24 protein-coding genes and 1 riboswitch are annotated in these 26,792 nt (G+C 56.5%); of the genes, 12 read left to right on the plus strand and 12 right to left on the minus strand.

Annotation, left to right across the window (positions count from 1 at the left end; genetic code table 11):
• Positions 1 to 148: 148 nt before the first annotated feature.
• Positions 149 to 430 carry an SCP2 sterol-binding domain-containing protein gene (locus Q3Y58_RS06690; protein WP_319621603.1) on the plus strand — a complete coding sequence of 94 codons (282 nt, stop codon included), beginning with the start codon at positions 149 to 151 and terminating at the stop codon, positions 428 to 430.
• 2 nt (positions 431 to 432) lie between these two features.
• Positions 433 to 873, plus strand: a complete 441-nt coding sequence (locus tag Q3Y58_RS06695; RefSeq protein ID WP_274219190.1) for a MerR family transcriptional regulator — start codon at positions 433 to 435, stop codon at positions 871 to 873.
• 15 nt (positions 874 to 888) lie between these two features.
• Here the strand turns inward: Q3Y58_RS06695 and Q3Y58_RS06700 are convergent, their stop codons facing one another.
• Positions 889 to 1,542 carry a TetR/AcrR family transcriptional regulator gene (locus Q3Y58_RS06700; RefSeq protein WP_319621604.1) on the minus strand — a complete coding sequence of 218 codons (654 nt, stop codon included), beginning with the start codon at positions 1,540 to 1,542 and terminating at the stop codon, positions 889 to 891.
• 98 nt (positions 1,543 to 1,640) lie between these two features.
• On the opposite strand from Q3Y58_RS06700, the gene Q3Y58_RS06705 reads away from it, so the two are divergent.
• On the plus strand, positions 1,641 to 2,444 hold the full coding sequence (locus Q3Y58_RS06705) for a response regulator transcription factor (RefSeq protein ID WP_319621605.1): 804 nt from the start codon (positions 1,641 to 1,643) through the stop codon (positions 2,442 to 2,444).
• A gap of 72 nt (positions 2,445 to 2,516) precedes the next feature.
• Here the strand turns inward: Q3Y58_RS06705 and uxuA are convergent, their stop codons facing one another.
• The 3 genes from uxuA to Q3Y58_RS06720 are packed head-to-tail and all read right to left on the minus strand — an operon-like array spanning position 2,517 to position 6,307.
• Positions 2,517 to 3,698, minus strand: coding sequence for a mannonate dehydratase (gene uxuA, locus Q3Y58_RS06710; protein WP_274219187.1), 1,182 nt, complete (start codon positions 3,696 to 3,698; stop codon positions 2,517 to 2,519).
• Between the two features lie 40 nt (positions 3,699 to 3,738).
• Positions 3,739 to 4,494, minus strand: a complete 756-nt coding sequence (locus Q3Y58_RS06715; protein ID WP_274219186.1) for an FCD domain-containing protein — start codon at positions 4,492 to 4,494, stop codon at positions 3,739 to 3,741.
• A 13-nt stretch (positions 4,495 to 4,507) separates the two neighbouring features.
• A complete protein-coding gene (locus Q3Y58_RS06720) occupies positions 4,508 to 6,307 on the minus strand; it encodes a glycoside hydrolase family 2 protein (RefSeq protein ID WP_319621607.1) in 1,800 nt (599 codons plus the stop codon).
• A 556-nt stretch (positions 6,308 to 6,863) separates the two neighbouring features.
• Between Q3Y58_RS06720 and Q3Y58_RS06725 the strand changes: the two genes are divergently transcribed.
• Positions 6,864 to 7,379, plus strand: coding sequence for a TRAP transporter small permease (locus Q3Y58_RS06725; protein ID WP_274219184.1), 516 nt, complete (start codon positions 6,864 to 6,866; stop codon positions 7,377 to 7,379).
• Between the two features lie 21 nt (positions 7,380 to 7,400).
• Positions 7,401 to 8,708, plus strand: coding sequence for a TRAP transporter large permease (locus tag Q3Y58_RS06730; protein WP_274218938.1), 1,308 nt, complete (start codon positions 7,401 to 7,403; stop codon positions 8,706 to 8,708).
• Between the two features lie 85 nt (positions 8,709 to 8,793).
• Here the strand turns inward: Q3Y58_RS06730 and Q3Y58_RS06735 are convergent, their stop codons facing one another.
• Positions 8,794 to 11,310, minus strand: a complete 2,517-nt coding sequence (locus Q3Y58_RS06735; RefSeq protein WP_319621608.1) for a TonB-dependent receptor plug domain-containing protein — start codon at positions 11,308 to 11,310, stop codon at positions 8,794 to 8,796.
• A gap of 812 nt (positions 11,311 to 12,122) precedes the next feature.
• Here Q3Y58_RS06735 and Q3Y58_RS06740 point away from each other — a divergent pair.
• The 7 genes from Q3Y58_RS06740 to Q3Y58_RS06770 all read left to right on the plus strand — a co-directional run bounded on the left by Q3Y58_RS06740 (position 12,123) and on the right by Q3Y58_RS06770 (position 20,692).
• Positions 12,123 to 13,073: a BMP family protein gene (locus Q3Y58_RS06740; RefSeq protein WP_274219234.1), complete on the plus strand. Its 951-nt coding sequence runs from the start codon at positions 12,123 to 12,125 to the stop codon at positions 13,071 to 13,073.
• Positions 13,074 to 13,183: 110 nt separating this feature from the next.
• Positions 13,184 to 14,746: an ABC transporter ATP-binding protein gene (locus tag Q3Y58_RS06745; RefSeq protein WP_319621609.1), complete on the plus strand. Its 1,563-nt coding sequence runs from the start codon at positions 13,184 to 13,186 to the stop codon at positions 14,744 to 14,746.
• On the plus strand, positions 14,743 to 15,834 hold the full coding sequence (locus Q3Y58_RS06750) for an ABC transporter permease (RefSeq protein ID WP_274219181.1): 1,092 nt from the start codon (positions 14,743 to 14,745) through the stop codon (positions 15,832 to 15,834). The genes Q3Y58_RS06745 and Q3Y58_RS06750 overlap by 4 nt, the downstream gene beginning before the upstream one ends.
• A gap of 1 nt (position 15,835) precedes the next feature.
• Positions 15,836 to 16,777 carry an ABC transporter permease gene (locus tag Q3Y58_RS06755; RefSeq protein ID WP_319621611.1) on the plus strand — a complete coding sequence of 314 codons (942 nt, stop codon included), beginning with the start codon at positions 15,836 to 15,838 and terminating at the stop codon, positions 16,775 to 16,777.
• A gap of 52 nt (positions 16,778 to 16,829) precedes the next feature.
• Positions 16,830 to 18,122: an amidohydrolase family protein gene (locus tag Q3Y58_RS06760; protein WP_319621612.1), complete on the plus strand. Its 1,293-nt coding sequence runs from the start codon at positions 16,830 to 16,832 to the stop codon at positions 18,120 to 18,122.
• Positions 18,123 to 18,274: 152 nt separating this feature from the next.
• A complete protein-coding gene (locus tag Q3Y58_RS06765) occupies positions 18,275 to 19,735 on the plus strand; it encodes an SLC13 family permease (RefSeq protein WP_319621614.1) in 1,461 nt (486 codons plus the stop codon).
• A gap of 48 nt (positions 19,736 to 19,783) precedes the next feature.
• Complete coding sequence (locus Q3Y58_RS06770; protein ID WP_319621616.1) at positions 19,784 to 20,692, plus strand: LysR family transcriptional regulator; 909 nt, start codon at positions 19,784 to 19,786, stop codon at positions 20,690 to 20,692.
• A gap of 26 nt (positions 20,693 to 20,718) precedes the next feature.
• Here Q3Y58_RS06770 and idi read toward each other — a convergent pair whose 3' ends face one another.
• The 7 genes from idi to Q3Y58_RS06805 form a co-directional block, all read right to left on the minus strand.
• Complete coding sequence (gene idi, locus Q3Y58_RS06775) at positions 20,719 to 21,279, minus strand: isopentenyl-diphosphate Delta-isomerase (protein WP_319621617.1); 561 nt, start codon at positions 21,277 to 21,279, stop codon at positions 20,719 to 20,721.
• Between the two features lie 81 nt (positions 21,280 to 21,360).
• Positions 21,361 to 22,014, minus strand: a complete 654-nt coding sequence (locus Q3Y58_RS06780; protein ID WP_319621619.1) for an energy-coupling factor ABC transporter ATP-binding protein — start codon at positions 22,012 to 22,014, stop codon at positions 21,361 to 21,363.
• A complete protein-coding gene (cbiQ, locus tag Q3Y58_RS06785; RefSeq protein WP_319621620.1) occupies positions 21,998 to 22,789 on the minus strand; it encodes a cobalt ECF transporter T component CbiQ in 792 nt (263 codons plus the stop codon). Before cbiQ ends, Q3Y58_RS06780 begins: the two co-directional genes overlap by 17 nt.
• Complete coding sequence (locus tag Q3Y58_RS06790; protein WP_319621621.1) at positions 22,790 to 23,464, minus strand: RodZ family helix-turn-helix domain-containing protein; 675 nt, start codon at positions 23,462 to 23,464, stop codon at positions 22,790 to 22,792.
• Positions 23,461 to 24,081, minus strand: coding sequence for a cobalt transporter CbiM (cbiM, locus tag Q3Y58_RS06795; RefSeq protein ID WP_319621622.1), 621 nt, complete (start codon positions 24,079 to 24,081; stop codon positions 23,461 to 23,463). Before cbiM ends, Q3Y58_RS06790 begins: the two co-directional genes overlap by 4 nt.
• Positions 24,082 to 24,116: 35 nt before the next feature.
• Entirely contained in the window at positions 24,117 to 24,914 is a 798-nt protein-coding gene (locus tag Q3Y58_RS06800) for a DUF4198 domain-containing protein (protein ID WP_319621624.1), read from the minus strand.
• Between the two features lie 153 nt (positions 24,915 to 25,067).
• Positions 25,068 to 25,287, minus strand: a riboswitch (cobalamin riboswitch).
• 59 nt (positions 25,288 to 25,346) lie between these two features.
• On the minus strand, positions 25,347 to 26,672 hold the full coding sequence (locus tag Q3Y58_RS06805; protein ID WP_319621626.1) for an MFS transporter: 1,326 nt from the start codon (positions 26,670 to 26,672) through the stop codon (positions 25,347 to 25,349).
• Between the last annotated feature and the right edge of the window lie 120 nt (positions 26,673 to 26,792).

A 26,792-nucleotide genomic window follows, 5' to 3' on the forward strand; every position in this document is an offset into this window, starting at 1 on the left:
TGCCTAATATTGGTTCTTTAGTTGGAAATTTATGAGGATCAGAAAAAGGCATCTTTACTGATCACGTAAGCAGCACTAGCTTCCACTATACGTCAACAATCAACCACTCGAATATGGGTAAACATCCCACCGCAACGGAGGAAAATCGATGAGTGTTGAAGCAATTGCTGCTGGCATCAAAGACAAGGTCGCTTCCAGTGGCTTTGACAGCTCAATCAAGTTCGACTGTGGCGACGACGGCATTCTCGTCATCGACGGCACAGAGGTTTCTACAAGCGACAAAGACGCCGATTGCACAATCGCTGTAGCTCTCGAAGACCTGCAGGCAATCATCGACGGCGATCTCAACCCAACCGCCGCATTCATGCAGGGTAAAGTTAAGGTTGATGGCGACATGAGCGTTGCCATGAAGCTTGGCGAAATCATCTAAAAATGGCAGATAGCGCGAGTACCAACACAGACTACTTGAAGGTTGCAGCAGAGACCGATCAAGAACTATTTGGAATTTCCGAGCTAGCCTTGGAATTCAATGTGTCCACTCGCGCTATCCGCTTCTATGAAAACAAAGGCCTTCTGTCCCCTCGACGCGTAAACGGTCACCGCATTTTCACCAAACGCGACCGCGCCCGCTTGGCCTTGATTTTGCGGGCAAGATCTATCGGCTACTCTCTCGGCGAAATTTCTCACTACCTTGACCTCTACGGTCACTCTGGTAGCGGCCAGCAGGAGCAGCTCAAATACCTGATCGAACGCACAGCCGAGACCATCGCGGATCTTGAGAACCGCAAAGCCATGATCGAGCAGACTCTATCTGAACTAAAGGCAATTAACGCCGAAGCAAGACGCTGCATCAAAGAGCAACGCAGCGCCTGAGCACGGTCATGTAGTTTAGTTTGGCAGCTTATCTGCCGGATTATCAGCAATCAGGTCCAGCATGGTTGCCCACTTGTTGATATAGAGCTGGATTTCCTCATCAGTCCGGAACATGGCGTCCAGCATTACGAAGCCCGACATCATGCTTCTTGAGGCGGTAAGAATGAGATCAATCGACACGATGCTGGTGTTGCAAACCTTTAGATAGTCCGAAATTACCTCTTCTGTTCGCTCGGCGTAAACGTCGATTGAGGGCGCAATCTTGCTCCTCAAACTCTCCTCTGTCCTAGCGGCAACCAGGATCTCGAGCATCGCGATGAACTCAGGCGAGTGCATTTGATTCGCCCACCAATCCCGCATCAATTCTGAAATCTTGAGCGGACGCCCCGTGTTTTCACTTATCCACTCCAGCGTCAGTCGGAGAGATTTGTCGAGAACCCGTTCCGCAACGAAGACCATCAGGTCTTCTTTTGTTTTGAAATGATGCTGCAGTGCGCCCTGCGAGAACGAACTGGCCTCGGCGATTTTCTTAATGGATGCACTATGATAGCCCTTTTCATGCAAACATTTGATTGCCGCCAGCACAATATCGCGCTTCATACGGTCGCTTTTCTGCGCCTGATGCGACTTCTGCCCCTCGTCTGCCACCATGATTCCGTGCTTATTCATTTTTCCCCTCAAAGTGTCTTGTAAAAAAACCATATGTATGTATTTTTTTCAAGAGCTAGGTTTAATCACTTAAACAGCGTTCTTTGGGAGGAGAAACTATGTATAGGGATAACCAGACCGTTATGAGCACCGCCGGGTTGAAGAGTACTGGCACCACCGTGGTAATCGGCGACCCTCATCCTGCGTATGCCGCAGCGTTGGCAGGCATCTATGCATCGGCTCATCCGGGCGTTTCAATCTTCACCACAACATGCTTCAATGAGCTCGCCTCTCAAGCTGCAGCAAATCCGGGTGCCATCGTTCTTGTAAATCCCAAGATGGACAACGCCCCAGGGCTGAGCACCACTGTCACGCTGCGCGAGACCTGCGACATCTCCCGGCTTGTTGTCCTCATCGATCAGGACAATGCGGGTCTGGGCGCTTACTTCATGACCCGCGGCGCACAAGCGGCCGTGTCAAAGTCAGCAGAATTCACAGCGCTTCAGGACATTCTCCTGCGCGGCGCTCAAGACGTTTCTTTGGACAAAGCGAATGACGATGAGCCAGAGACCTTCACGCTGGACTTTTATGAAGGCCTCGCCAACCTGACAAAGCGTCAGGCAACAATTTTGAACTATCTGAAGCAAGGCAAGCTGAACAAGCAGATTGCTCATGAGCTTGGCATCTCCGAAGCAACCGTCAAGCACCATGTGTCCGCACTTCTGAGCGCACTGGGCTTTTATTCGCGCAGTCAGCTTGTAGCGATGATCAACGAGCTTGGCATCAACGTAGACTATCGTCCGCGCAGCCGTGCGCGTTCAAACCTGCGCAACCTGCAGGACTATCGCGGCAAACCCGGAATGGTGAACGGGAATGCTGTAAATACTGTTGCCCCTAGCACACTGGCAGCAGTTCACGCCTGAAAAAGGCTTTCCTCCTAAGAAACTGCGAAAGGCCGGCTGCTCGAGCCGGCCTCTTTTTGCACTCTAGGACGATTAGCTTTGGCGAAGCGTGCGAACAGCGCGCTCAACACCGCGCAGCTCAGCCAAGCCGCGAAGACGGCCAACAGCCGGGTAACCCGGAGCGGACTTCATCTTCAGGTCGGTCAGCATCGCATGGCCGTGATCCGGGCGGAACGGAATAAGATCAGCCCACCCTTCAGCCTTGCGGCGCTCTTCTTCATCAACCAAAGCACCGATTACGCCAACCATATCTACGTCCCCGTCAAGATGATCCGCCTCATGGAAAGAGGAAGGATTCTCTTCACGCTTGGTTGCGCGCAGGTGAACGAAATGAATCCGGTCTCCCCAACGCTTCGCCATGCCGACCAGGTCATTGTCCGGACGAACACCAAGCGAGCCTGTACAGAACGTAAAGCCGTTTGCAGGATCGTCTACGGCCTTGGAAATATACTCATAGTCACTCTCGGTCGAGCAAACGCGCGGCAGACCCAGAAGCGGACGAGGAGGATCGTCAGGGTGGATCGCCATGACCGCGCCCTCTTCGATGCAAACCGGCACGACTTCTTTCAGGAACAATGCCAGATGCTCGCGCAGCTTGTCCGCATCAATACCATCATAAGCGCTTAGATGCTGACGCAGCTGTTCAACGGTATAGCTCTCTTCGGAACCTGGAAGCCCAGCGATGATTGTCTTTACCAGCTTGTCTCTGGCGGCCTCATCCATGGCGTCAAAGGCAGCCTTTGCGCGTGCGACTTCATCAGCAGTGTACTCATCTTCAGCACCCTTGCGTTCAAGGATGTAAAGATCAAAAGCTGCAAACACATCCGCATCAAAACGCAGGCACGTCGCACCCGTTGGCAACTCAAAGGTCAGATCTGTACGCGTCCAGTCCAGAACCGGCATGAAGTTGTAGCAAATCTTTGTAATGCCGCAGGTCACAAGGTTGCGGATCGACTGCTTGTAGGCGTCAATGTGCTTTTGAAAATCGCCTGTGCGCGTCTTGATATCTTCATGGACCGGGATGCTTTCGACCACAGACCAAACCAGACCAGCAGCTTCAATTTCATCTTTGCGCTTCTGGATTTCTTCAACTGGCCAAACAATCCCATTAGGAATGTGATGCAAGGCCGACACGATACCTGTTGCACCTGCCTGACGAATGTCAGCAAGGGTTACAGGATCATTTGGACCATACCAGCGCCATGTCTGTTCCATGTGCTTTCTCTTTTTGGTTCAGAGGGCATCTTGCCCTGGTTTAAGCTTCGCGCACTGCCGCCAGAGGGTCAGCATCAAACAGGTACGCATCAAATGCAGGATCATCGACATCCGAGAGTTCCAGCAGGGTCAGGCGAACATTTTCCAGATGCTGCCACATGGCCTGACGTGCCATCTGCGGATCACGACATTGCAGGGCTGTCAGAATAGACTGGTGATCCTCCAACCATTTCTGCCGATAGCCACTGTCAAACACCCGGTCATGAAGTCTCTCCCACATGCGAGACCGGTTTCGCATGCCCCAAAGGTTATCGACGGACGCCACAAGAACGGAGTTCTGACTGGCAATAGCAATTTGGCGATGAAACAACTCATCTGCGTGGTAGGCATCTCCACCTGCTTCCAACTCAGCGCGTTCCTGATCAAGAAGCTCTCGCATCCGGATGATATCCGCTTTGGTCACCATGGCTGCTGCAAAACCAGCGATGTTGCTTTCCAACAGCTGACGTGCCTGCAACAACTCGAAAGGTCCGATATCGTCCGCCTTGTCCGCATCACCCTCACCGCCTGGCAAACGAGTGACATAAATGCCGGAACCCTTCCGGACATCAACAAGCCCTTCAACTTCAAGCATGATCATTGCATCACGTACCAGCGAGCGGCTCACTCCGAGTTCCTCTGAGATCTGCCGTTCGGTACGAAGCCGATCACCAATGGCATACTTGCCCTGCGCAAGCTCTTCGCGCAAAGAAGCAGCAACATCCTGATATCGACGCTTGTTGACGTCCAGTGTCATCTTCGGTGTCCTATCAACGCTCGTCTTTCAATGTGGCGTAGAAGTCTGAAAGCAGCTTGAATGCTTCTTTCTTGGTCTTCTTGTCAGAAGCGATAAGACCCTTACGGTTCCAGCCACGCTGATACATGTTCTGACGGCGCTCCACGCGGAAGTCGTAGAGGATCCAAGGAGAAATCCCCTTTACAAATTCACGCTCTTTCAAAGTCGCAATCTGCTTGCGGTAGACTTCCGCCATGTAGGCCTCACTGAAGAACCCTTTCTCCAGCTTGCCTTCACCAATGTAGCCATCTGCGCCGGTTTCAGAGATAACGACAGGCTTTCCTGGGTCCGAGTTGTCGAGGAACTCAATCAGGTCATCGAAGTTCTCTTCGTACCAACCGTAATACTCGTTGATGCCGATCACATTGATGTACTGCGCGAGGCGGTCTTCAATGCGGTTCTTGGTGTGGTTGACCAGACAAGCCGCAGAAGTAAGACGGGTACCATCCATGGAGTTGGCTGTATCGACCAGCCCCTTCATGAAGGCAAGACGCTCATCCGTATCCGGATTTTCATTTCCCACCGACCAGATGATAACCGAAGCACGGTTACGGTCCCGCTTGATGAGCTCGCGCAACTGGTTATCCGCATCCTTGAAGGTTGCAGGGTTCTTGAAATCGATCGCCCAATAAACCGGAATTTCTTCCCACAGCATGAAGCCCAGCTCATCAGCCAACTTGGCTGCACGCTCATCATGCGGATAGTGTGCAAGCCGCAGGAAGTTACAGTTCAGCTCCTTGGCATGCTCGAACCGCTGCCGCAGATCCTCATCGGTCACAACCTTACCCTTGAACTCGTCATCCTCATGAACTGAGATGCCCCGCAAGAACACGGATTTACCGTTGAGGAAAAGCTCCTCGCCAATCTGTTTGATCTGACGGAAACCCACACGATCGGTCACACGGTCACCGCAGAAGGTGGCAACTACATCATAAAGACGAGGCGTTTCTGGAGACCAAAGCTCAGGCTTGGCCTCAACAACAAGGCTACCCTTACCGTCTGCATCCACTGCGATCTCGGCGGAAATACCCAGCTCCTCAATGGAAACAGCAACAGAACCAGACGCCACACCATCTACAGCTACATCAATAGCAATGTTGGAGTAGGCATCGTCCGGCAGCATGCGAACGAACAGGTCCTTGATGAAGGCTTTCGGAACCCGATAGAGGTCCACATCGCGGTAGATGCCACCGTAGTTGAACCAATCGGTGTTGCGCATAGGAACGCGATCCAGCGTACGGGTGTTGTTCACCACGAGCATCAGCCAGTTCTGGCCCTGCTTTACGCGATCAGTCAGTTCCACATTAAACGGGGTCGAACCACCATAGTGGTTTCCCAAAAACTCACCATTCAGGAAGACTTTACAATCGTATTGAGCCGCCCCGACGCGCAAGAAAAGGCGTTCATCGGTTGGCAACTCGGCAAAGTCGATGGAGCGGGTGTACCAAGCACTACCTTCAAAGAAATACCACTTTTCCTTGAGCATGGACCAGCAGGATGGGACGGGAACCGTCTCACCTACATAGGGATCATAATCATATGGCTCAATTTTCTCTTCAGCAGGCTCTGGCTTGAGGGAGAACCACTTCTGGCGAAGCCCGGTGTCGAGAAGATCGACGCAGAAGTTCCAATCGCCATTCAGCGATTCACCTTCGCGACCACCGACGAAGATCAGACCTTCATAATTGAGGTTCTGCTTGTTGAACGGAACATCATAGTCTTCGTCGTGCAGACAGGCCAACGCGTTGTCGGCACCTTCCATGCGCTCTAGCATCGTCTTCTTACTACCTCAGTTTGGCGGCTCACCCTTTTCAAGAAAACCGCTTCGAAACACTCTTTGATCAACCAGTGCCGCCCGAATTGGTGGCGTCACATCTGTTCGCCCACCCAAATCAACCATTCAGAGAATATGGTTGACCTCTTGCTGAGGTTTTCGGCCCTCAGCCCACCCGCCCGGAGGAAAGCGGGTAAGCTGAGGCCCTACTTTATCAAAGCTCACGATGGGACTGAGCGTGCAGTGATCATTTCACTTTTTGGTTTGCCAACACATCCAGAATCTGACGCGCCGACCCTCATACATTTCTATAAACGGCCCTCATTGTCAAACCATTTTATTATATTGGTTGACCAATATCGAAAAATGAGCGAATAAGAATACACAGAGCTAATTCGGCAGATTCTTGCGGACTATGGGTTAATGCTTACTCTTCCGTAATCATCGGATTGGCCCTCAAGATTAGGCCTGACATCGCCTGATCGCTTAATTGGTCGCCCAACGTAAATGATGAGCGTCCGGCGACCCGGCGCAAGTCCATCATCAGGGAAGAGAAATGAAGGCGCTGACCCGTTTCGTAAATAGTTTACTCAGCACAGTTACGGTTTTCGTTTTTGCTGTGCTTGTTGTTTGTGTTGTGTGGCAGGTTGTGTCGCGCTTTATCCTTGGTCAGCCCAGCACGGTGACCGATGAGATGGCGCGGTTCATGTTCATGTGGATTGGTTTGATTGGTGCGGCGTATACGCTTGGCCAGCGCCGCCACCTTGCCATTGACCTTTTGACCGGCTCTCTTGTCGGGCGCACCAAGCTGCTGTCCGACCTGTTCATCACCCTGGCCATTGCCGTGTTCGCCATCACCATCATGCTGTATGGCGGCTCCAATCTGGTCACAAAGACCCTCGCCACCGGCCAGCTGTCTCCGGCCCTGCGCATCCCCATGGGCTACATCTACGCAGCCATTCCGTTCTCCGGAGCCGTGATCCTGTTTTACTGCGTGGAATTCGCAATCGGTCTGATCAACGGCACCGGCACCGGGCCAAACGATCAACCCGTCGAAGACGCCGCTGAATAGCAGAGAGTTAGAGAGATCCCCATGGAACTGCAAAGCGCACTTATCCTGTTTGGCGTATTCGCCGTGCTGGTGACCTTCGGCGTGCCGATTTCCTTTGCCATCGGCTTGGCAACCGTCACCTGCATCACCGTTCTCATGTCCTTCGACCAAGCCGTGTTCGTGGTGGCACAGCGCATGGCCACCGGTCTGGACAGCTTCACCCTTCTGGCCATTCCGTTCTTCATTCTGGCTGGCAACGTCATGAACCGGGGCGGCATCGCAGCCCGCATGATCGAGCTTGCCAAGGTTCTGGGCGGCCGCCTGCCGGGCGCACTGGCCCACTGTAACGTGCTGGCCAACATGCTGTTTGGCGCCATCTCCGGTTCGGCCGTGGCATCGGCTGCTGCGGTCGGCGGCATCATGTCCCCGCTGCAGAAAAAGGAAGGCTACGACCCGGCTTATTCCGCAGCCGTCAACGCCGCTTCTTGCCCAACCGGCATGCTCATTCCGCCATCCTCCACCTTGATCGTCTACTCCCTGATCTCAGGCGGCACCTCTGTGGCCACCCTGTTTGTGGCGGGCTACATTCCCGGCATTCTCATGGGGCTTGGCGTGATGGTCGTGGCCGGCATCATTGCCGCCAAACGCGGCTATCCCATCATCCCCATGCCGCCCATGAAGGAAGTGCTCTACAAGACCCTCGACGCCATCTTGCCCCTGATGCTCATTGTCATCATCATGGGCGGCATCATCGGCGGCATCTTCACCGCAACGGAAGCCTCCGCGGTGGCCGTGGTCTACTCGCTCGTACTTGCGGTGTTCATCTACCGGGAAGTGAAAATCACCGATCTGCCAAGCGTGATCCTGGAATCGGCCATCACCTCTTCCATCGTGCTGCTGCTGATCGGCTGTTCCATCGGCATGTCCTGGGCCATGGCGTTCTCCGACATTCCTTACGCCATCGCCGATGCGCTGGCCAATGTCTCCCAGAACCCGCTGATCATCATGCTGGTCATCAACCTGTGCCTGCTGGTCATCGGCACCTTCATGGACATGACCCCAGCACTCTTGATCTTCACGCCAATCTTCCTGCCGGTGGCAACCGAGCTCGGCATGGACCCGGTCCACTTCGGCATCATGATGACCTACAACCTGTGTATCGGCATCATCACGCCGCCGGTGGGCAGCGCCCTGTTCATCTCATGCTCCGTGGGCAAGGTCGCCATCAAGGACATCATCAAGCCGATGCTCCCGTTCTACGTGGCCGTGATTTCAATCCTCATGCTCGTCACATTCGTCCCGGAAATCAGCCTGTTCCTGCCACGGGTAATCCTAGGATACGGAGGGTAACCTCCCTCAGTTCTAAAGAAAAACAAGAAAAGGCCTGCTTTTTGCGGGCCTTTTTTGCATTGAAACGAAATGAACCACTCCGAGCTCAGAACGAGGCTTTCAGGCCAAACCAGAACTGCCGCCCTGTCTTGTAGGGATACTTATCGTCCGCGGTCGCATTGCCCGTGTCATCGAGAAGATTATCAATACGCGCCGTGACAACAGTCTTGCCCCATTTGTTTTCCGAGAGCGTAAACGCTGCGCCTGCATTGACGAACACGGTTGGATCGTAGTCATGGTCTACATAGACGTCATGCCTGATGGTTTCCCCATCGATCTCCAGCTCGATGTTCTCATTGCTGTCTTTTACGCCCTCGTAGCCCAGTTGCCATGCTGCAGCTGTCCAAAGGCTGAGCCGGTTTTCAAAGAACCCGCCTTGCAACCGCACTGATCCGCGGACTGGTATATCCATGTTACCGGTGACCTCATCAAAGCCGGGACGGGTGTATGAGCTCCCCTTGTAGTAGATGTAATCGTCGTACTCGATTTCGTCGTAGTACCCCCCGCCAGTCTTGTGCGAGTCTGACCAAGTTGCCGTAGCGCTCAAGCCCAGGCTTTCCAATGGTCCCCAGCTCAAATCATTCCATCCACGGGCGTATTCAACAGAGACACTGCGGTACCGGCTTTTGCCATCGTTGGTGGGATAGGTATGTTCCTTGGACGAATCCTGACTTTTGACGATCTGGTCTGCCCCCCAGCGTTGGACATAGTTTGCCCGAAGTTTACCGCCGAGCCATGGCAGATCATCATAGGTGAAGCCAAAAGCAAATTCGTCGTTGTAGGGCGTACTCAGACCAAATTGGTCGTAATTGGTATTGGCGAAGTTTTTGAAATGCTGCCAGCCGTCACCACCGTCTTCATTGCTGACGACACCGCCCTCGATTGTACGCCTGTAACCCCTAGTGTCCGGTATTTTGGCGTTTAGCGCATAGCTCAACATCGCATTGTCGTAGTAGCGGTTAAAACCAGTTGTGATGGTCAGATTATCAGTGGCGAACCAACTGGCGCGCAAACGCGGCGCAACAGTCAGGTTTTCCAGATAGTCTTCATAGTCAAAACGCACACCCGGCCGGACCTCGAAGTCCCCAAAGGTGAGGTCCAGCTCGCTCCAAAAATCAAGTTTGGTGAGACCCACTGTGACGTCATAGGGATCTCTGACCTGCTTGTATGACAGATACCCCTTGTCGTCGTAGCAGAAGGGGTCGTTTGGATCGGAACAGGTAAAGCTGCCGGTGCGTTGACTGGTATAAGTTGTTACGGTCTCCGGGCGCTCTCGCCGCAAGATTGTGCGAGAAAAGCCACCACCGAAGTGCAAACTTTGGTTCAGAATGCGCGTTGAGACATCAAAAGACCCTCCGCCGCCATACTCATCCTGATAAAGATCCCCGCCGCCGCCGTAACCGCACTTGACGGTGGTCTCACTTGGCACGTCCTGACACACGTCAGACAGTTCATCCAGCACAACACCTTTGTAGCGATAGCGCGCGTCGTAATAAGTGCTTTCTTCCTCGTCCCGCCCTTTGCGCGAAGTGTTGAAGAACAGCTTTGTATTGAATGTGGTTTCTGAGAAGGCCCCAATGTCATCCAACTCCTTTGTAAAGCTGAGAGAGTTGGTCGTGCTGTCGCCCTTCAGAACCACGCCGTTGTAGTAGGTGTTGTGGGACTCAAACTCCTGATCATAGAAATTGATCATGCTGGAGACATTGATGGTGCCGAAGTCCCGTTCAAGTTCCAGCTTGTTCAGAACACTGGTGGAGAACGTTTGTGTTTCGGCGATCTCGTCAACGTATTCGGGCTGGCGATCTCTTGTCGTCTGCGCGCTGCGTACGGAGACAGAGGACAGGAAGTTGAAGCCTTCCAGAATGGGGCCTGAAATCGCCAGAGCGCCGTTGTACTTGCGAAAATCAATCGGATCTATATCGCGAGGGTTTTCACCGTCCTCCGTTGCCAGCTTGTAGTTGGTCAAAGGACTGCCGGAGCCCTCCGTCTCTAGAAACCCGGTCCATGTATCTGATGGAGCGAGTGTTTCCAAAGAGACAACACCCCCTTGAAAGTCGCCATACCGTGCAGAGATGTTGCTGTCTTCAACGGTAATCGATTCAACCAGCGACTGAGGCACATAAACCGTTTGAGAGTGCAGGGAGTACAGCTGATCAGGCAGAGGCGCGTGTGAATCGTCAATCAAGCGATTGTTGGCTTCAGAATGCCCGCCCATACTGTTGATGCCGACCCCGTCCAACACGAAATTGTTCTGATCAACGCCAGCTCCTGAAATGGAAAACTGCTCAGGCCGAAGGTCCTGCAGTGTACTCGCGCTTTCCCCTGAATCTTCCGAGGTGTCATCAACCCACTGCACATTGGGAAGCATGCGCAGCACGGAGTTAACGTCGCCGGAGCCATCCCCACTTGTTTTGATTTGCTCTCGTGTGAGAACAGTCTTGCCCTGAGCTGCGTCATCTCCACCACCAAGAATGCCTTCAACGGCCCCGGCACCTGTTGGCTGTGACACCACGATTTCTTCAAGAACGGTTTCTTCTGCTTCCTGTGCCAATACTGGTGTCACCAGGGTGAGCGCCGACGTGCACAGGAGCGCTCTGATAAAGCGCCTCTGAGTTGTTGCCAACAAAATTGCCCCCGCAATATTTTGTTTGATTTTCGGATGTGGGCTGGGTGGGGGCAGCGTGCAATCACACGCAAGAGCTGCCTCTGCCTGGCTAGTTGCAACTCACTATTAATTTTAAGTAATGGATTGCAACTAAAACCTGACCTAAATCGTCATGTATTACTCAATGGAACCAGATTGGTGGAAAACTGCGGTTTTGTGCCGCTGCGACACCCCGATTCCGACTTTGGGCGCTAAGCATTTACACGCACCCGATCGCTGCAAGCAGGCGAAATTGATGAGAATCGCGCAACTCTTTGACAACGCTAGGCACCATGACAGCTTTGTAAATTATTTTACACACCGCAATAAAATTCAGTATTGAGAGCGTGCTGAAATATTGGCCAGCAATTTTCGCCGGACCTCACAGTGCAATCCATTCCTTTTCAGCAAGGACGGGCAAGCAAAAATGCAGCAATGCAATGGGAATTTACTAAGGAAATCCCATCAAATTCCGCGCATACAAGTAAGGGTGGCGTGCCCTTATTTTGTCTCAGTGGCTAGTCAAGCCTGAATTGTTCTCGTATAAAGCCGTTTTTAATGCCTTTATGAAGTGCAATTGCGCTTTCATCATTCCCGCGATGAAGGGCAGGACACAGCTTCCACGCGTGGAGCTGTGGTGATCCGGTTCCAAATTCAATCAGGGGGTGTTTATGTTTGTAGAGCAAACAACCGGCTGGACGAGACGCGCTGTCTTCTCTGCTGTTATCGCCATGGCCGCGATGGTTTCCTTATTCTGTACTTCCACCGTAAAGGCTGCTGACCCGCTCAAAGTGGCTGCGATCTACACAGTTCCCGTGGAACAACAATGGGTTGGGCGCATTCACCAAGCGCTCAAGGCCGCGCAAGAGCGCGGCGACATTACCTACGTTTACTCTGAAAACACCGCCAATACAGACTACGAGCGCGTGATGCGTGAGTATGCTGAAGCAGGCAACCAGCTCATTGTTGGAGAGGCCTTTGCCGTGGAGCGCGCCGCCCGGGCGGTTGCAGCGGAATACCCGGAGGTTGCCTTCCTCATGGGGTCATCGTTCCCGGCGGCAGAGCCAAACTTTGCCGTGTTTGATAACTTCATCCATGAACCAAGCTATCTCACCGGTATGATTGCAGGAGCCGCCTCCAAGTCCAACAAGATCGGCATGGTCGGCGGCTTTGCCATTCCTGAGGTGAACCGCCTCATGCATGCCTTCATGGCTGGCGCGCGGGAAACCAACCCCGACGTTGAGTTCATGGTGACCTTCATCAACTCCTGGTACGATCCGCCAAAGGCCAAGGAAACCGCCTATGCCATGATCGAAAACGGCGCGGATGTCCTTTACGCCGAGCGGTTTGGCGTATCCGACGCTGCCAAGGAGAAGGGCATCTTCGCCATCGGCAACGTGATTGACACTGCCGCCGACTACCCTGGCACCATTCTGGCCTCTGCCATCTGGCACATGGAACCGACCATCGACAAGGCCATCGCTGCGGTTAAGGACGGCTCCTTTACCGGTGAAGACTATGGCGTTTATTCCTTCATGGAATTTGGTGGCGGCAGCTTGATTGCCGACGAAACCCTTGTCGATGCCGAGACTCTTGAAGCTGTGAAGGCAAAAGAAGCGGCCATTCTCGACAAGTCGTTCACCGTCGAGATCGACGACACCGAGCCCAAGTCCACCATGTAACCGGGCCTTTCGGACTTCCAAGAGAGATGGTCGGGCGGTCTTGCCCGACTGTTTTCCGGTTCGGCTCTCCGGTTCTAGAAAGAGCCATGTTCAGGTCAGGTGAGGGCATAATGGCGCAAGAAGATCACGAAAGGGAGATGAGTCAGAACCTGCTTCTGGCTTTGGACTCCATTACCAAGCGCTTTGGAGGCCTCATTGCCAACAAGGATGTTTCGCTGGACTTGCACGCCGGTGAAATTGTGGCGCTTCTGGGCGAAAATGGTGCAGGCAAGACCACGCTCATGAACATCTTGTTCGGGCACTATGTGGCAGAGGAGGGCGCTGTTCGGGTGCGCGGATGGAACGGCGACATGCACGTTCTGGAGCCCGGTGCTCCCCACGCCGCGCTGGACGCTGGCATCGGCATGGTGCACCAACATTTTACATTGGCTGAGAACCTCAGTGGCCTTGAGAACATCGTTTTGGGGACTGAAAGCCTGTGGGCCACGCGCTTTTCCCGCTCAAAGGCCCGTGCCAAGCTGGAAAGCCTGATGGAGGCCTCTGGTCTGGAGGTTGATCTGGATGTGAGGGTCTCCCGCCTTGCTGTTGGCGAGCGTCAGCGGGTTGAGATCCTGAAGGCGCTTTATCGCGACGCCCGCATTCTTGTGCTCGACGAACCAACCGCAGTGCTCACGCCGCAGGAATCCGAGAGCCTGTTCGCCACCCTCAAGAAGCTGTCTTCACAGGGCCTCGGCATCATCTTCATCTCCCACAAGATGGCAGAGGTGCTGGGCCACTCAGACCGGGTTGCTGTACTGCGCAGCGGCGAAATCGTTGCAGATCTTGCCACTTCGATATGCGACAGGCAAATGCTGGCGGACCTGATGGTGGGCCACAGCGTTGAGGCCGTCCAGCGCACTCCGGGCAACCCGGGCAAGCCGCTATTGGTGCTCGACAAGGTGAGCGCGGGTGAGGGGCGCGAGGCGCTGGACCACGTCTCCCTAACGTTACGCCGCGGCGAAATCATTGGCCTGGCGGGTGTTTCCGGAAATGGCCAGTCCACCTTGCAGCAGCTTATCTCCGGCCTGATACCGACCACCAGCGGCACATTGAAATTGGAAGGCAAGCCGTTGCCGGCCAAAGCAAGCGCTGCCATCAGGCAGGGCGTTGCACGCATTCCTGAAGATCGCCACCACGATGGCATCGTGGGCTCCATGTCCGTCGCCAGCAATCTGGTGATTGAAGAAATCCGCCGCCCCGCTTATCAGCGCTTTGGGCTGCTCCGATACGGAGCCATCAAGCGCCGGGCAGAAGCCGCCATCAAGGCCTATGGCATTCGTTGTCCGGGGCCCAAAGCCCGCGCACGCCTGCTTTCAGGCGGCAACATTCAGAAAATCGTTCTGGCCCGGACGCTGGACCAGCATCCCGCCCTGGTGCTCGCAGCACAGCCGTCTCGCGGGCTTGATGTGGGGGCAACCGCAGAAGTTCACCGCCGCTTGCTGGAAGCGCGCGATCGAGGGGCTGGTGTCTTGCTCATCTCCGAAGATCTCGACGAACTGTTCCAGCTTTCCGATCGCATTGCGGTCATTCACCGTGGCCATCTTTCCGAGCCCATCCGCACGGAAGAGCTGGATAAGAGCTCCGTGGGTCTGATGATGGCAGGCCATGAGCTGAAGAAGGAGGAAGCGGCATGATCCGGTTCGAACCGCGCGAGCACGTTTCTTCCACCTATGCTTTTCTCGTGCCTGTCATTGCGGGCATCGCCGCTCTGGCCTTGGCCGCAATCCCCATTTCTGCGGCGGGGGCGGATGTTCAAGGGGCTTTCATTGCCATGGCAAAAGGCGCATTCGGCTCGCCCTTCGCCATTTCCGAGCTGCTCGCCCGCGCCACGCCCTTGATCCTCACAGGCCTTGCCGCTTCCATCGCCTTCAAGGCCAAACTCTGGAACATCGGGGCCGAGGGCCAGCTTTATGTGGGGGCTCTGGCCGCTGTCGCTGTGGGCTCAGGTGCCATCGCGGCGCCACCCTACATCATGATCCCGCTCATCATCGCTGCTGGCATGATGGCGGGCGGCACCTTGATGCTGGTGCCGACCCTTTTGAAGACCAAGCTTGGGGCTGATGAGGTGGTCACCACGCTGCTGTTGAACTTCGTTGTGCTGCTGTTTGTGCAGATGATGCTGGAGGGGCCGATGAAAGACCCCATGGGCATGGGCTGGCCTCAGTCTGAGCCCATTTCTGCAGCGGCCACTTTGCCCAAGATGTTCCCGCGTCTGCGCGTTCATTGGGGCCTGGTCATCGCTCTGGTATCGGCGCTCATCGTTTTCATCATCATGACCCGAAGCGTCTGGGGTTTTGAAATCCGTGCGACGGGAGAGAACGTCTCCGCCGCCCGGCACGCAGGCATCCCCGTCACAGCGACCTACGTCAAGGTGGGGCTTCTTTCCGGGGCCTTAGCTGGCCTTGCCGGTGTCTCGGAAGTGGCGGGCCTAAAGGGCTACCTGACCGCGGATCTGTCGCCCGGATTTGGCTATACCGGGATCGTGGTTGCCATGCTGGCGGGCCTGTCGCCCCTCGGAGTTGTGGCTGCTGCCATCTTCATCGCCGCCGTTTTTGTCGGGGCGGACAGCATGAGCCGCGCCATGGGCGTTTCCAATTACATCGCAGATCTTATCGTGGCGCTGTCGCTGCTCTGTGTGCTGGTCTCGGGGCTGTTCGTGCGGTTCAAGGTGCGGTTCGTCAGGCCCAAGCTGCCAAAGAAAAAAGAAGCCGAGGAGTTCTGAGATGGAATACGTTGACATTCTGACCTCCGCCAGTTTCTGGGCCGCTGCCATTCGCATTGCCACACCGCTTATCTTCGGCGTTCTGGGAGCGCTCATTTGCGAGCGCGCTGGAGTGCTGAACCTTGGCATTGAGGGCATTTTCGTTGTCGGGGCCATGACCGGCTGGATGGCGGTCTGGCTTGGGGCCGACCTTTGGACCGGCGTTGCTGTTGCGGCCGGGTGCGGAGCCGTGTTTGGCCTGCTTCACGGCATTCTCACCGTGCCCCTTGGGCTGTCACAGCACGTCTCCGGCCTTGGTATCACCCTGTTTGCCACCGCCGTGAGCTACTTCACCTATCGCACGGCCTTGCCCAACGTGTCCTCACCGCCGCGCATTGAGGCCTTCCAGCCGCTGGATGTGCCGTGGCTGTCGGACCTGCCGTTCATTGGCCCGGCGCTGTTTCAGCAAACGCCCATGACTTTCCTGGCACTGGCTCTCGTGCTGGTGGTTGGTTTTGTGCTTTATCGCACGCCGCTTGGGCTGGCGATCCGCGCCGTAGGAGACAGCCCCGCTGCAGTGGAAGCCCAAGGGCTCTCCGTTTATGGCCTTCGCATTGGCGCTGTCATGGTGGGTTCCGCGCTTATGGCTCTGGGCGGAGCGTTCCTCACCATGTCCGCGTTTGATGCCTTCTTCTTCGGCATGATCAATGGACGCGGCTGGATCTGCATCGCGCTGGTGGTGTTTGCGTCATGGCGGCCGGGCAAGGCACTACTTGGAGCGGTGCTGTTTGGTGCCTTTGACGCCTTTCAAATCCGCCTGCAAAACGAGGTTGGCGGGGCCATTCCCTCGCAGATCTTCCTTATGATCCCCTATGTGCTCTCCATCGTGGCGCTGGTGATCGTTGCCCGCAAGGCAGACTACCCGAGAGCGCTTTTGCAACCTTACTTCCGGGGGCAGCGCTAGCCCCAAGGCGCGCCCCATTATTCAAGATTACTCGTGACGACAGGCAGACCTCATGTCTCTGGACCTACTGGTTAAAAACGCAACACTCACCACCGGTGAAACCGGCGTGGACATCGCCGTCAGTGGCGGCAAGATCACCGCCATCGAGCGCGGCATAACGGCAGAAGCCGGTGAGGTGCTGGACGCACAGGGCTATCTGGTTAGCCCGCCTTTTGTGGACAGCCACTTCCATATGGACGCAACGCTTTCCCTCGGCCTGCCACGCATGAACGAAAGCGGCACCTTGCTCGAAGGCATCAGCTTGTGGGCTGAACTGAAGCCGCTTCTCACCGTGGACGCAGTTGTCGAGCGAGCGTTGAAGTACTGCGATCTTGCGGTGTCTCAAGGCCTTTTGGCCATCCGCAGCCACGTGGACATTTGCGATGATCGGCTTCTGGGCGTGGAAGCGCTTCTTGAGGTGAAAAAGAAAGTCGCCCCCTACATCGATCTCCAACTGGTCGCGTTCCCTCAGGACGGCTACTACCGCTTCCCCACTTCCCAAGAAAACATGAAGCGCGCGCTGGATCGGGGCGTGGATGTGGTCGGCGGCATCCCGCACTTTGAGCGGACCATGGAAGATGGCAAGCGTTCGGTTCGGGCGCTGTGCGAGCTGGCAGCAGACCGGGGCCTGATGGTGGACATGCACTGCGACGAGACCGATGATCCCCTGTCCCGTCACGTGGAAGCACTGGCCTATGAGACCCAAAGACTGGGCCTTCAGGGCAGAGTGGCAGGGTCGCACCTCACTTCCATGCACTCAATGGACAACTACTACGTCTCCAAGCTGCTACCGCTCATGGCAGAAGCGGGGGTCTCTGCCATTGCCAACCCGCTCATCAACATTGTGCTGCAGGGGCGTCACGACACGTACCCCAAGCGCCGGGGCCAGACCCGTGTGCCGGAACTGCGCGCGCACCACATCAACGTGGCGTTCGGCCATGACTGCGTGATGGACCCTTGGTATTCCCTCGGCAATGCGGACATGTTGGAAGTGGCCAGCATGGGGCTGCATGTGGCTCAGCTCACCAGCCGTAATGACATGCGCTACTGCTTCGATGCGGTCACCAAAAACCCGGCCGGGATCATGCAGCTGGAAGGATACGGTGTCGAGCGCGGCTGCAATGCGGACTTCGTGCTGCTGCAGGCACGGGACACCATCGAGGCCCTGCGTCTCAAAGCAGCCCGTTTGGCCGTTGTCCGCCGAGGCAAGGTCATTGCCAGAAGCGAACCACGCACCACACATCTTTCAATCGAGGGCCGCCCCGCAATCGTGAACCCTGCGGACTACCAGCCCAAAGACGCATGACGCACTGAGAGCAGCCCTCCCACCGGACCAGGTCTCGGCTTGAAAGCTGAGGCCGGGTGAGGCGGGGGGCTGACCGGTCCTCACAAAAGGTGAGGGGTATGCTCAGAATATACAATTGGACCTTGTGGGACTAAGCGGGCATGGTCCTGCCCATGACAGATACAACGCTTTCCCCAAAGAGCGATGCTTCGCCAGCCAGCCGCAGCAATGCCCCAGCCACCCAGGTCGCTCTCTCCACCTTTTCCGCAGCACAAAAGGTGCAGCTTTCCATCATTCTTGCAGCGAGTGCAGGCGTCGGGTTGTTGACCGCCTCTGCTTTGACCCCCTCCATGGCGGCGGCTTGCGCACTGGTCGTGTTCTGCATTGGCATGTGGGCGACTGCTGTCGTCCCTCTGCACTGGACGTCCCTGCTGTTCTTCCTGATTGTGGTTGTGTTTCAGATTGCCCCGGCACAGACGGTGTTCTCCGGTTTCGGCTCTTCAACATTCTGGCTGCTGTTTGCCAGCCTGGTTCTGAATGCCTCCATCCGCTTTACCGGACTCGATCAACGCGCAGCAGTGCTGATTGCACGGCTCATGGGAAGCTCCTATCGCGGCGTTTTAGGCGGCGTCATCGTGTTTGCCTTGGCGCTCAGTTTTGTCATTCCGTCCGCCATTGGCCGCATCGTCATCATGGTGCCCATCATCATCACGCTGGCTGGGCGCATGGGATATGGCGAAGGCTCTAACGGGCGCACGGGCATGGTGCTCGCAGCTTCCTTTGCCACCTTCATGCCAGCACTCACCATTTTGCCTGCAAACGTGCCGAACCTCATCCTGTCCAGCATGGCGGAGACGCTCTACGGCCACCAGATTTCCTATGCAGACTATCTGCTGCTACACTTCCCCATTCTTGGGGCGCTGAAAGCTGTTCTCATGCTTTTTGTGATTGCCTGGCTGTTTCCGGATCAAGACCCAACCCACAGCGCCAAAACCGATGGCCCGGCCGCGCCGCTTTCCGGTCACGAACGCCACCTATTGGCCGTTCTTGCTCTTTGCCTTGGGCTATGGCTGACGGACAGCATTCACCATATTTCACCGGGCTGGGTTGCCATGGGCGCTGCAATCTACTGCCTGCTGCCCCAAACAAACCTTGCCGCCAAAGACTGCTTTGAAAAGCTGAACTATGCCTCCCTGTTCTTTGTTGTAGGGTTCATCGGCCTTGGCTCTGTTATCTCCGAAACGGGACTGGGGGAGGTCTTCGTACACTCCATCTCAGCCTACGCTTCGTTTGACCAAAGCGCACCACTTTGGAATGTGGGCGTGCTCACGGGCATCTCGTCGCTTGTCGCCCTTGTCACCAACCTGCCGGGCGTTCCTGCTGTCATGACACCCATGGCGCAAGACCTTGCGGCCCTGACCGGACTTCCCCTCTCCACCGTACTGATGACGCAGGTCCTGGCGTTCTCCAATGTGTTCTTGCCCTATCAGGCACCACCACTGGTAGCCGCCATGCAGATCGGCAACCTGACCATTGGGGCCGTTACCAAGGTGTGTCTCACCCTGTTCTTTATTGGGGCCTTTGTCCTCTGGCCGCTTGATCTGCTCTGGTGGCATCTGCTTGGCTTGGTCTAAACTTCAAGGCAACCATCCAGAGCGCGATGGCAACCGGAAAGATCTCTGATGGAAATCTATCAGCTGAAGACATTTGTGAGTGTGGCGCGGGAGGGCAGCATCACCCGCGCCTCAGAAAAGCTCAACCTGAGCCAACCTGCCGTCAGCGCGCACATCAAGGCCATTGAAGAAACACTGGGCCTTGAGGTCTTTGAACGCACCGCCCGCGGGATGGTGCTCACCAACGCGGGCGCACGTCTTCTCATCAAGGCCGAAGCCACTTTGAGTGTCCATCAGGATCTCATCGCAGAAGCCTCCCGCATCAAGGGAAGCATCACCGGCAAGCTCCGCATCGGAGCAGGGGATGTGTCCAACGCCGAGGCGGTTGGCCGCTTGCTGACCCAGTTGGCGCAGCGCTGCCCCGAAGTTGAAGTGGAGCTGCAACACGGCTTTGGTCCTTCGGTGCTGAATGGGATCAAGGATGGGTCGCTGGATGCAGGCATCTTCAACCGCTCCCACGCCGATGATCCTGACCTGACCACCGTGGAAATGTCCCACTTCAATGTGTATCTTGCCGCGCCTAAGGGGTCGGGTTTCACACCGGGCAAGCCTGATTGGGCCCGTCTTGCAGACATGCAGTGGATCTGCCCGGCCAGCAACACCTGCTGTGGCCGCACGGCGGAAAACCTGTTTGCCGCCCATAACATCCAGCCCAAACGCATCATCAGCATTGACCGGGAAAGCGTAACCCGAACCCTTGTTGCAGGCGGGGTCGGCGTGGGGCTCTTGCATGCCGACACGGCCAAAGAAGCCGAGGAAAATGGCGAAGTGGAGCTTGTCTATCAAACCCCAACCCACGTTCGGGTCCTGTTCGCCCATCTCAAGAGCCGTCATAACGATCCGCTCCTCCAGATTGCACGGGGTTTGGCGCAAGACAGTGCCCACGCGCCCGCTGCTGGAAAAGCAGAGCCTTACTGAAAAGCCTCTTTGCAGCCGTTCAATGCTTAGAGTTTGTTGATCTCGCGCTGCAGGTCGTCAAAGTGCTCATCAAGGTAAAACTGGAACCACACCGCGAACTCATCGCGAGAACTGGCCAGCTCTTGCCGAACTTGTGCGAGGGACACACTGCGGACCCTTTCCACCTCGGAAGGAACAGGCGAAGGGGCCTCATCGGTCTTGCAAAAGAACACATGCACCAGCTCGTGTTCAGTCAAACCGTTCCCGCAATCGGCTTTGTACAGCGTTGAAAATCCATGGGTAAGCGGGGCTTCAAACCCCAGCTCTGCCCGCATGCGCCGGCGAGCGGCCGCTTCCAACGGTTCGCCGGGGCGCGGATGTCCGCACGCCGTGTTCGCCCATTTTCCGGCGCTATGGTATTTGGCAGCAGCGCGCTTTTGGATAATCAGCTCACCCGCGCTGGTTACTGCAAACACAGAAACGGCCCTGTGCAGCCTTGCATCCAGATGCACCTCCAGCTTGCCTGCCGTGCCGATTGCCTCGTCGTTTTCGTCAACGAGAATAACCGTCTCCTTGTCATCAGGCAGGGTGTCTGGGTGCATGGTCATTTTTGTCTTTCATGGCGTGATCTGTTGCGGTCGTAAACCACGGAATCGTCCAGAAACGCAAGCCTTACCTTCCGGCGGCCCTCATGCATCCTTCAAGATGCCGTCCTTCAGGTGCATCCGACGGGTTGCCAGCTGGTCACGAAAGCCAGCGTTGTGGGAGATAACGATCATGGCCTGCGGCAACCCCAGCAGGATCTCAAGGAGCCTCGCCTCGTTGGCCTCATCTAGGTCATTGGTGGGCTCATCAAGCAGCAGCACCTCCGGTTTCATGGCAAGAACGGAGGCAAGGGCAACCAATCGCTTCTCACCGCCGGAGAGCTTGTAGGTGATGGCATCCCGCAAGTGCGACAGGTGCAGGTTGCTGAGGATTTCTTCCGCAATGGCAACGGCTTCAGCCTTGGACGCCCCAAGGTTCAGCGGGCCAAAGGCAATGTCTTCCAGAACGGTGGGGCAGAATAACTGGTCGTCCGGGTCTTGAAACATGTAGCCCGCCTTGCGGCGCACCTCATGAAAATCTGCCTCCTCCCGTCGCTCCCGTCCAAAGGCAGTTATGGTGCCGCCCTGCGGATGGTGCAGCCCCACAAGGAGCCGCAAAAGGGTGCTTTTTCCCGCCCCGTTGGCCCCGATGAGCGCCAGCCTTTCGCCGGGTGCCAGCGTCAGGCTGGTGCCATTGAGTACAGGTGCGCGGCCGGAATAGGCAAACCGCAGGTCTTTCAGATCAAACAGCAGAGCCACTGAAAACCTCCAGACCAATCAACACCACAAGAGCGCCGGAAAAAACGAGAGCAAAGGTGAAGTCGGCCTTGGAGTAGCGCAGATCATCCAAAAGGTAGAGCCTGCCATCAAACCCTCGGCACTTCATGGCATCAAGGATACGCTCCGAGCGATCAACGGCCCGCACCAGCAACATGCCCACCAGATACCCGAATGACCGGTAGGTGTGCAGAGTGTTTTTGGGCGTGAAGCCGCGCATCTTCATGGCAGCGCGCAGCCGGGTGTATTCCTCCTGCAATACGCTGATGTAGCGCACGGTGAAAAGCATGAGATGTACAAGTGTTTCCGGCGCTTTGAGCCGCGCGAGTGCATGGCCAAGCTGCCCCGGCTCCAGTGTCCCGACAAGCACCAATACCATGAGAATGATGGCGTTTGCCGTCAGGCCGATCTCAACCGCCTTCCAGATGCCGGTCGTGGACGCGTCGAACCCGAACAGGGTGAAGGCCGCCGGTCCCGCAGTGGTGAACGGCAGCAGCACCAGCATGAAGATGATGAAACCATCCATAGCGGCCATGCGGCGCAAGGTCTTGCCAATGAGCAGCCCCTGCACCAGCATGAACGCGGCGGGCACGGCCAGAGCGACGGCAAGTGCCAGCGGGCTGGAAAGCGCCACAACACAAACAGCAAACACCAGAACACAGATCACCCGTGTACGCGGATCAAGCCGCTGCAGAAGACGCGTTTCAGCGGTCGCGGTGTTCAACGTTGCCCGTTCGCTGCCAGCCAGATGGCCCATTCAGATTGTCTCCTTCAGCTTCCGCCGGGCGGCGATGTAAAAGCCCACGCCAAAAATCCCGAGGATGTAGCCAATGCCGCCCAGAACGGTCTGGAGGTCGGTCTTTTCCTTGTAGGCGATCAACTCCCGCTGCAATGGGCGCACTTCCTTGCGCACCTCCTCTGCTATCATTTTGCGCTGTGCCGCTTCAAAAGCGGCCAGATCAAACGAAGGCTGAGCTGCAGGCGCGGTTTGTTCCGCCGAAGGGCTTGCAGCAGGGGCAACTTCCGCACCTGAAGGAGCGGCCGTTGTATCACTGGCCAGCCCTGGCTTTTCGGCCCAGGAGAGCGCATTGGAGCCGCCCCCGTCAAAGGGCACGTCGTCTGCCGATAGCTCCGCCTGCGCAACATGGCCCTGTCCGAGATTTGCCTTGAAGATGTGAGGCACCTTGGCGGTTGGCACATAGGTGAAGAAACCTTCCTCATCCGTTGTGGTTTCGCCAAGCTTCGTGCCGTTGTCGTCAAAGACTTCCACCAGCGCTCCAGCGGCCATATCGCCATTTGAAAAACCCACTTCCCCTTCAATGGCCGAGCCGCTGACGAAAACGGAAGTGATGACCTTGTGCGCATGAGCGGGCGTTGAATGCCAACTCAGGCAGGCGAACAGCACGAAGACTGCGGTTGCAAAGTGTTTCATATTGCCTTTCCCGGTGTCAGAGCGCCGAAAAGCTCCGGCTTCACCTTGGTTGCAAGATACACCGCCATGCCCGTCAGAACAGCTTCCACGGCAATCACCGGGATGTGGGCGAAGAACACCAGCTTTGCCGCTGGAATGAACGCCTCTCCCGAAAGGGCCAGAGACGCCCCAACCAGCACGGTAGTGAATGCAATGGCAAGCCCCCCCGCCAGCCCGCCCCAAAGCGATGCGACGAAAGGCGAGCCGCGCACCACGCCCGGTCGGCAGATGACGCCAGCCAGCACCGCGGCAAGGGCGATGTTGGTGGTGTTGACGCCCAATACGGTGAGCCCGCCAAAGCCAAAAAACACGGCCTGCAACAGGAGCCCAACGAACAGGGCGGGAAATGCCGCCCAGCCCAGAACAAGCCCGGCGAGGCCGTTCAGGATCAGGTGCACACTGGTGGGTCCCAGAGGGACATGAATGAGCGAGGCGACAAAGAAGCAGGCGGACAGAACACCCGCTGCGGGTATCCGTTCCAGCGGAAGTTTCTTGAGGCCCAAGGCCACGCCGCCAGCGGCGATCAGTGCCCCGCCGATGACGACGGGGCTGGAGAGGGCACCATCAACGATGTGCATGGGCCGTTTCCTTGAACAGGTTGAGTGCGTTGGGTTCAATCCATGGCATAGGCACGCACCCAGATCACCGCATCCTGCGAAAGCTCTTTGCCCTCATGCACTTTGTCCGGACCAGTACCGAGCGCGGCGAAGCCCCAGAACCCGGCCTTTGGCACACCAAAGGTAAAGGTGCCATTGGCATCGGTCACCGCCACCAGAGAGCCCCCCGGCAAAGGAGAAGCCGTTGCCTCCAAAGCGCGGTTGTTCTCCATGTCGGGCTCTGCGGCCATGTACTCAATCTCGATTTCGGCACCGGCCAACGGCTTGCCATCAGACAGCACCTTGCCGCTGAAAGTGGAGCCCGCCACGATGTTGGTGGGCCGGTTCAGCGGAATGATCTCCGTTTTCAGCCCTTGCGGTTCCATCCAATCGGTCGGCACCTCGCTGCGGTTGAAGTAAGACTTGGTGATCTGCTGAATGAAGATGTCTTCGCTGGCTTCAAAGTAGGGGGCAGGTTCCACCACCACCACATAGTCGCCAGAGCGCTTGACCGGCAGCGTTGCCTCAAAGGCCGCACCGGCATTTTCTGAACCTTGAAACGAAATGGGCTTCAAGCTGCCCATCAGGTCAATCTTTTTGCCACGGTTGATGGCATAGACCGCTTGCGGCGTTTCCATATCCATCACATGACCGTTTTCGAAGGGATGCCAGAACACCAGCTTCAGCGGCAGGTCCCCTGACTGCTGCAGATTCACTTCAGGCGAATAGGCCAGCTGAAAGTGGGCCTGTGCGGGCAGGGAAGCCAAAATGGCGGTTGCAGCAAGGGCGGAAAGCCCAAGTTTTTTAAAAGACATAGGTATCGTCTCTCCATAAGTCCGGCAGCGCCGGGTGCTAGGAAAGGACGAAGGGGGAACGGCAAAGAAAGAGAATACGGCTCAAATCTTTGGGCCTGCAGCTCATTTCCGCGCCAGACGCTCACCCCGGCGTCCGGTTGGATCCAAGGGCTTGCCCCTTGGCGATCAACGGCAGGTCTCCTGGCTTGCGGGTCGTTGCGAATTGGCTTTCCTTCCCGGAAGAAACTCCTTCCAGTGGATCTCTCAAGCCTCGCTCGCCGCTTACAGTTGCGGGGGCAGCCACGGATTTGGTCCCTGATGGGTACGCCGCACCGTGTTCCCTTTTAATCCCAGTAACGCATGTTCCTGAGAACCAATTGACGGGCGCAAAGGTGCCCTGACTTCAACTCAAAAGTCAATCGCTTCTAACGTGGGGGCGTGAGCAGGCGCACCTCACATCCTATGTGGCCAATGCGGGTGCAGGTCATCAATTACATAGGCATGGCGGTGGGTACGCCCAAATCGGCGATCGCCCTGCGAAAGGTGCGGATCATCCCTCGACATTTCCGGGTGCGAATGCACCAGAGCTTCGCGGTCGGAAGCAGGCCAGAGCCACAGGCTCAAAATCAGCCCCAGCCAACACAGCGCCGCCAGAACAACGAATGTCGGCCCCAAGCCCATGCCAGCGCCCAACCACCCGGCAAGCGGATAGGTCAACAGCCAACAGGCGTGGCTCAGGGCAAATTGCGCGGCAAACAGTGCGGGGCGGTCTGCACTGTGAGAAGACCGCTTCAAAACCCGGCCCGACGGTGTTTGTGCCGCGCCATATCCAAGCCCCATCAACGCCCAAAGCACCAGAAGTGTCTCATAGCCGGTTGAGAAGGTGCCCACAGACATGAGCACCGCCATGAGCGCAGCGCCCGCCTGCATGACAACACGGTCTGGCACCTGCTCCAGTACAGCTGGCAACACCAACGCTGCCACCATGGAGCCACCGCCAAAGCAGGCCAGCGCGATGGCTACATCACCCGGTTGCAGGCCGTAGGTGCCTTGAACCAACACCACCGTATTGACGATCACCATCGCCCCGCCTGCTGCAACGCTCAGATAAATCGCCAGCATTCCGCGCAGCCGCGGTGTGCGCAGATAAATGTTGAGGCCAGATGTGAGCCGCTTGCTGAAGGGCGCAGCGCCCTTGGCCTTGGGTGAAGGCAATACGACGCTGAGCACCAACAACGCAGAGGCAAGGAAGCCAATTGAAGTGCCCCAGAACAGGCTCTGGTAACTGGTCACCAGCAAGATAACAGCGGCAACAGAGGGCGTCAGAAGGTTCTCAAGGTCGTAGGCCAGTCGGGACAGGGACAGCGCGTTGGTGTAGGTCTTTTCGTCCGGCAGAACCTCTGGAATGGTGGCCTGAAAGGTGGGCGTGAACGCAGCAGAAGCGGCTTGCATGATGAAAATCAGCAGGTAGATCTGCCAGATCTCCGTCACAAATGGCAGCAGCAACGCCACACTTGCGCGCACCAGCCCAAGCGCTACCAACACCGCCCGTCGGGGCAGGCGTTCGGTAAACACAGCACTCAGTGGCGCAAGCCCCACATACGCCACCATCTTGATGGTGAAGGCCGTTCCCAACACCAGCCCAGCCTCTTCTCCCGCCAGATCGAACGCGAGCAACGACAACGCGACCGTGGCAAGGCCAGTGCCAAACAGCGCGATCACTTGAGCCGCGAAAAGATACCGGTAACGCCGGTCAGCAAGAGGTAGGAGAAGCTCCATCGGGTGCCTTTTTGCGCCTGTGCTCTTCACAGGACGCAGGAAGCATATCCCATTACGGGCAGATCGAAATGACACAAAGGTTCAACTGAATTTCAGAGGACACCCTGCTGCACGGCACAA

Origin of the sequence: Nesiotobacter zosterae (assembly GCF_033843645.1) — a bacterium.
Taxonomy (GTDB): Bacteria; Pseudomonadota; Alphaproteobacteria; order Rhizobiales; family Stappiaceae; genus Pseudovibrio; species Pseudovibrio zosterae.

Bases quoted from the DNA above. Each gene is read 5' to 3' on its own strand.
- Q3Y58_RS06755 (WP_319621611.1), top strand. From the start codon at position 15,836: ATGGAATACGTTGACATTCTGACCTCCGCCAGTTTCTGGGCCGCTGCC.
- Q3Y58_RS06720 (WP_319621607.1), bottom strand. From the start codon at position 6,307: ATGCTAGAGCGCATGGAAGGTGCCGACAACGCGTTGGCCTGTCTGCAC.
- Q3Y58_RS06765 (WP_319621614.1), top strand. From the start codon at position 18,275: ATGACAGATACAACGCTTTCCCCAAAGAGCGATGCTTCGCCAGCCAGC.
- Q3Y58_RS06740 (WP_274219234.1), top strand. From the start codon at position 12,123: ATGGCCGCGATGGTTTCCTTATTCTGTACTTCCACCGTAAAGGCTGCT.
- cbiQ (WP_319621620.1), bottom strand. From the start codon at position 22,789: ATGGGCCATCTGGCTGGCAGCGAACGGGCAACGTTGAACACCGCGACC.
- uxuA (WP_274219187.1), bottom strand. From the start codon at position 3,698: ATGGAACAGACATGGCGCTGGTATGGTCCAAATGATCCTGTAACCCTT.
- cbiM (WP_319621622.1), bottom strand. From the start codon at position 24,081: ATGCACATCGTTGATGGTGCCCTCTCCAGCCCCGTCGTCATCGGCGGG.
- Q3Y58_RS06790 (WP_319621621.1), bottom strand. From the start codon at position 23,464: ATGAAACACTTTGCAACCGCAGTCTTCGTGCTGTTCGCCTGCCTGAGT.
- Q3Y58_RS06695 (WP_274219190.1), top strand. From the start codon at position 433: ATGGCAGATAGCGCGAGTACCAACACAGACTACTTGAAGGTTGCAGCA.
- Q3Y58_RS06725 (WP_274219184.1), top strand. From the start codon at position 6,864: ATGAAGGCGCTGACCCGTTTCGTAAATAGTTTACTCAGCACAGTTACG.
- Q3Y58_RS06690 (WP_319621603.1), top strand. From the start codon at position 149: ATGAGTGTTGAAGCAATTGCTGCTGGCATCAAAGACAAGGTCGCTTCC.
- Q3Y58_RS06760 (WP_319621612.1), top strand. From the start codon at position 16,830: ATGTCTCTGGACCTACTGGTTAAAAACGCAACACTCACCACCGGTGAA.
- idi (WP_319621617.1), bottom strand. From the start codon at position 21,279: ATGACCATGCACCCAGACACCCTGCCTGATGACAAGGAGACGGTTATT.
- Q3Y58_RS06800 (WP_319621624.1), bottom strand. From the start codon at position 24,914: ATGTCTTTTAAAAAACTTGGGCTTTCCGCCCTTGCTGCAACCGCCATT.
- Q3Y58_RS06705 (WP_319621605.1), top strand. From the start codon at position 1,641: ATGTATAGGGATAACCAGACCGTTATGAGCACCGCCGGGTTGAAGAGT.
- Q3Y58_RS06730 (WP_274218938.1), top strand. From the start codon at position 7,401: ATGGAACTGCAAAGCGCACTTATCCTGTTTGGCGTATTCGCCGTGCTG.
- Q3Y58_RS06715 (WP_274219186.1), bottom strand. From the start codon at position 4,494: ATGACACTGGACGTCAACAAGCGTCGATATCAGGATGTTGCTGCTTCT.
- Q3Y58_RS06750 (WP_274219181.1), top strand. From the start codon at position 14,743: ATGATCCGGTTCGAACCGCGCGAGCACGTTTCTTCCACCTATGCTTTT.
- Q3Y58_RS06700 (WP_319621604.1), bottom strand. From the start codon at position 1,542: ATGAATAAGCACGGAATCATGGTGGCAGACGAGGGGCAGAAGTCGCAT.
- Q3Y58_RS06745 (WP_319621609.1), top strand. From the start codon at position 13,184: ATGGCGCAAGAAGATCACGAAAGGGAGATGAGTCAGAACCTGCTTCTG.
- Q3Y58_RS06770 (WP_319621616.1), top strand. From the start codon at position 19,784: ATGGAAATCTATCAGCTGAAGACATTTGTGAGTGTGGCGCGGGAGGGC.
- Q3Y58_RS06805 (WP_319621626.1), bottom strand. From the start codon at position 26,672: ATGGAGCTTCTCCTACCTCTTGCTGACCGGCGTTACCGGTATCTTTTC.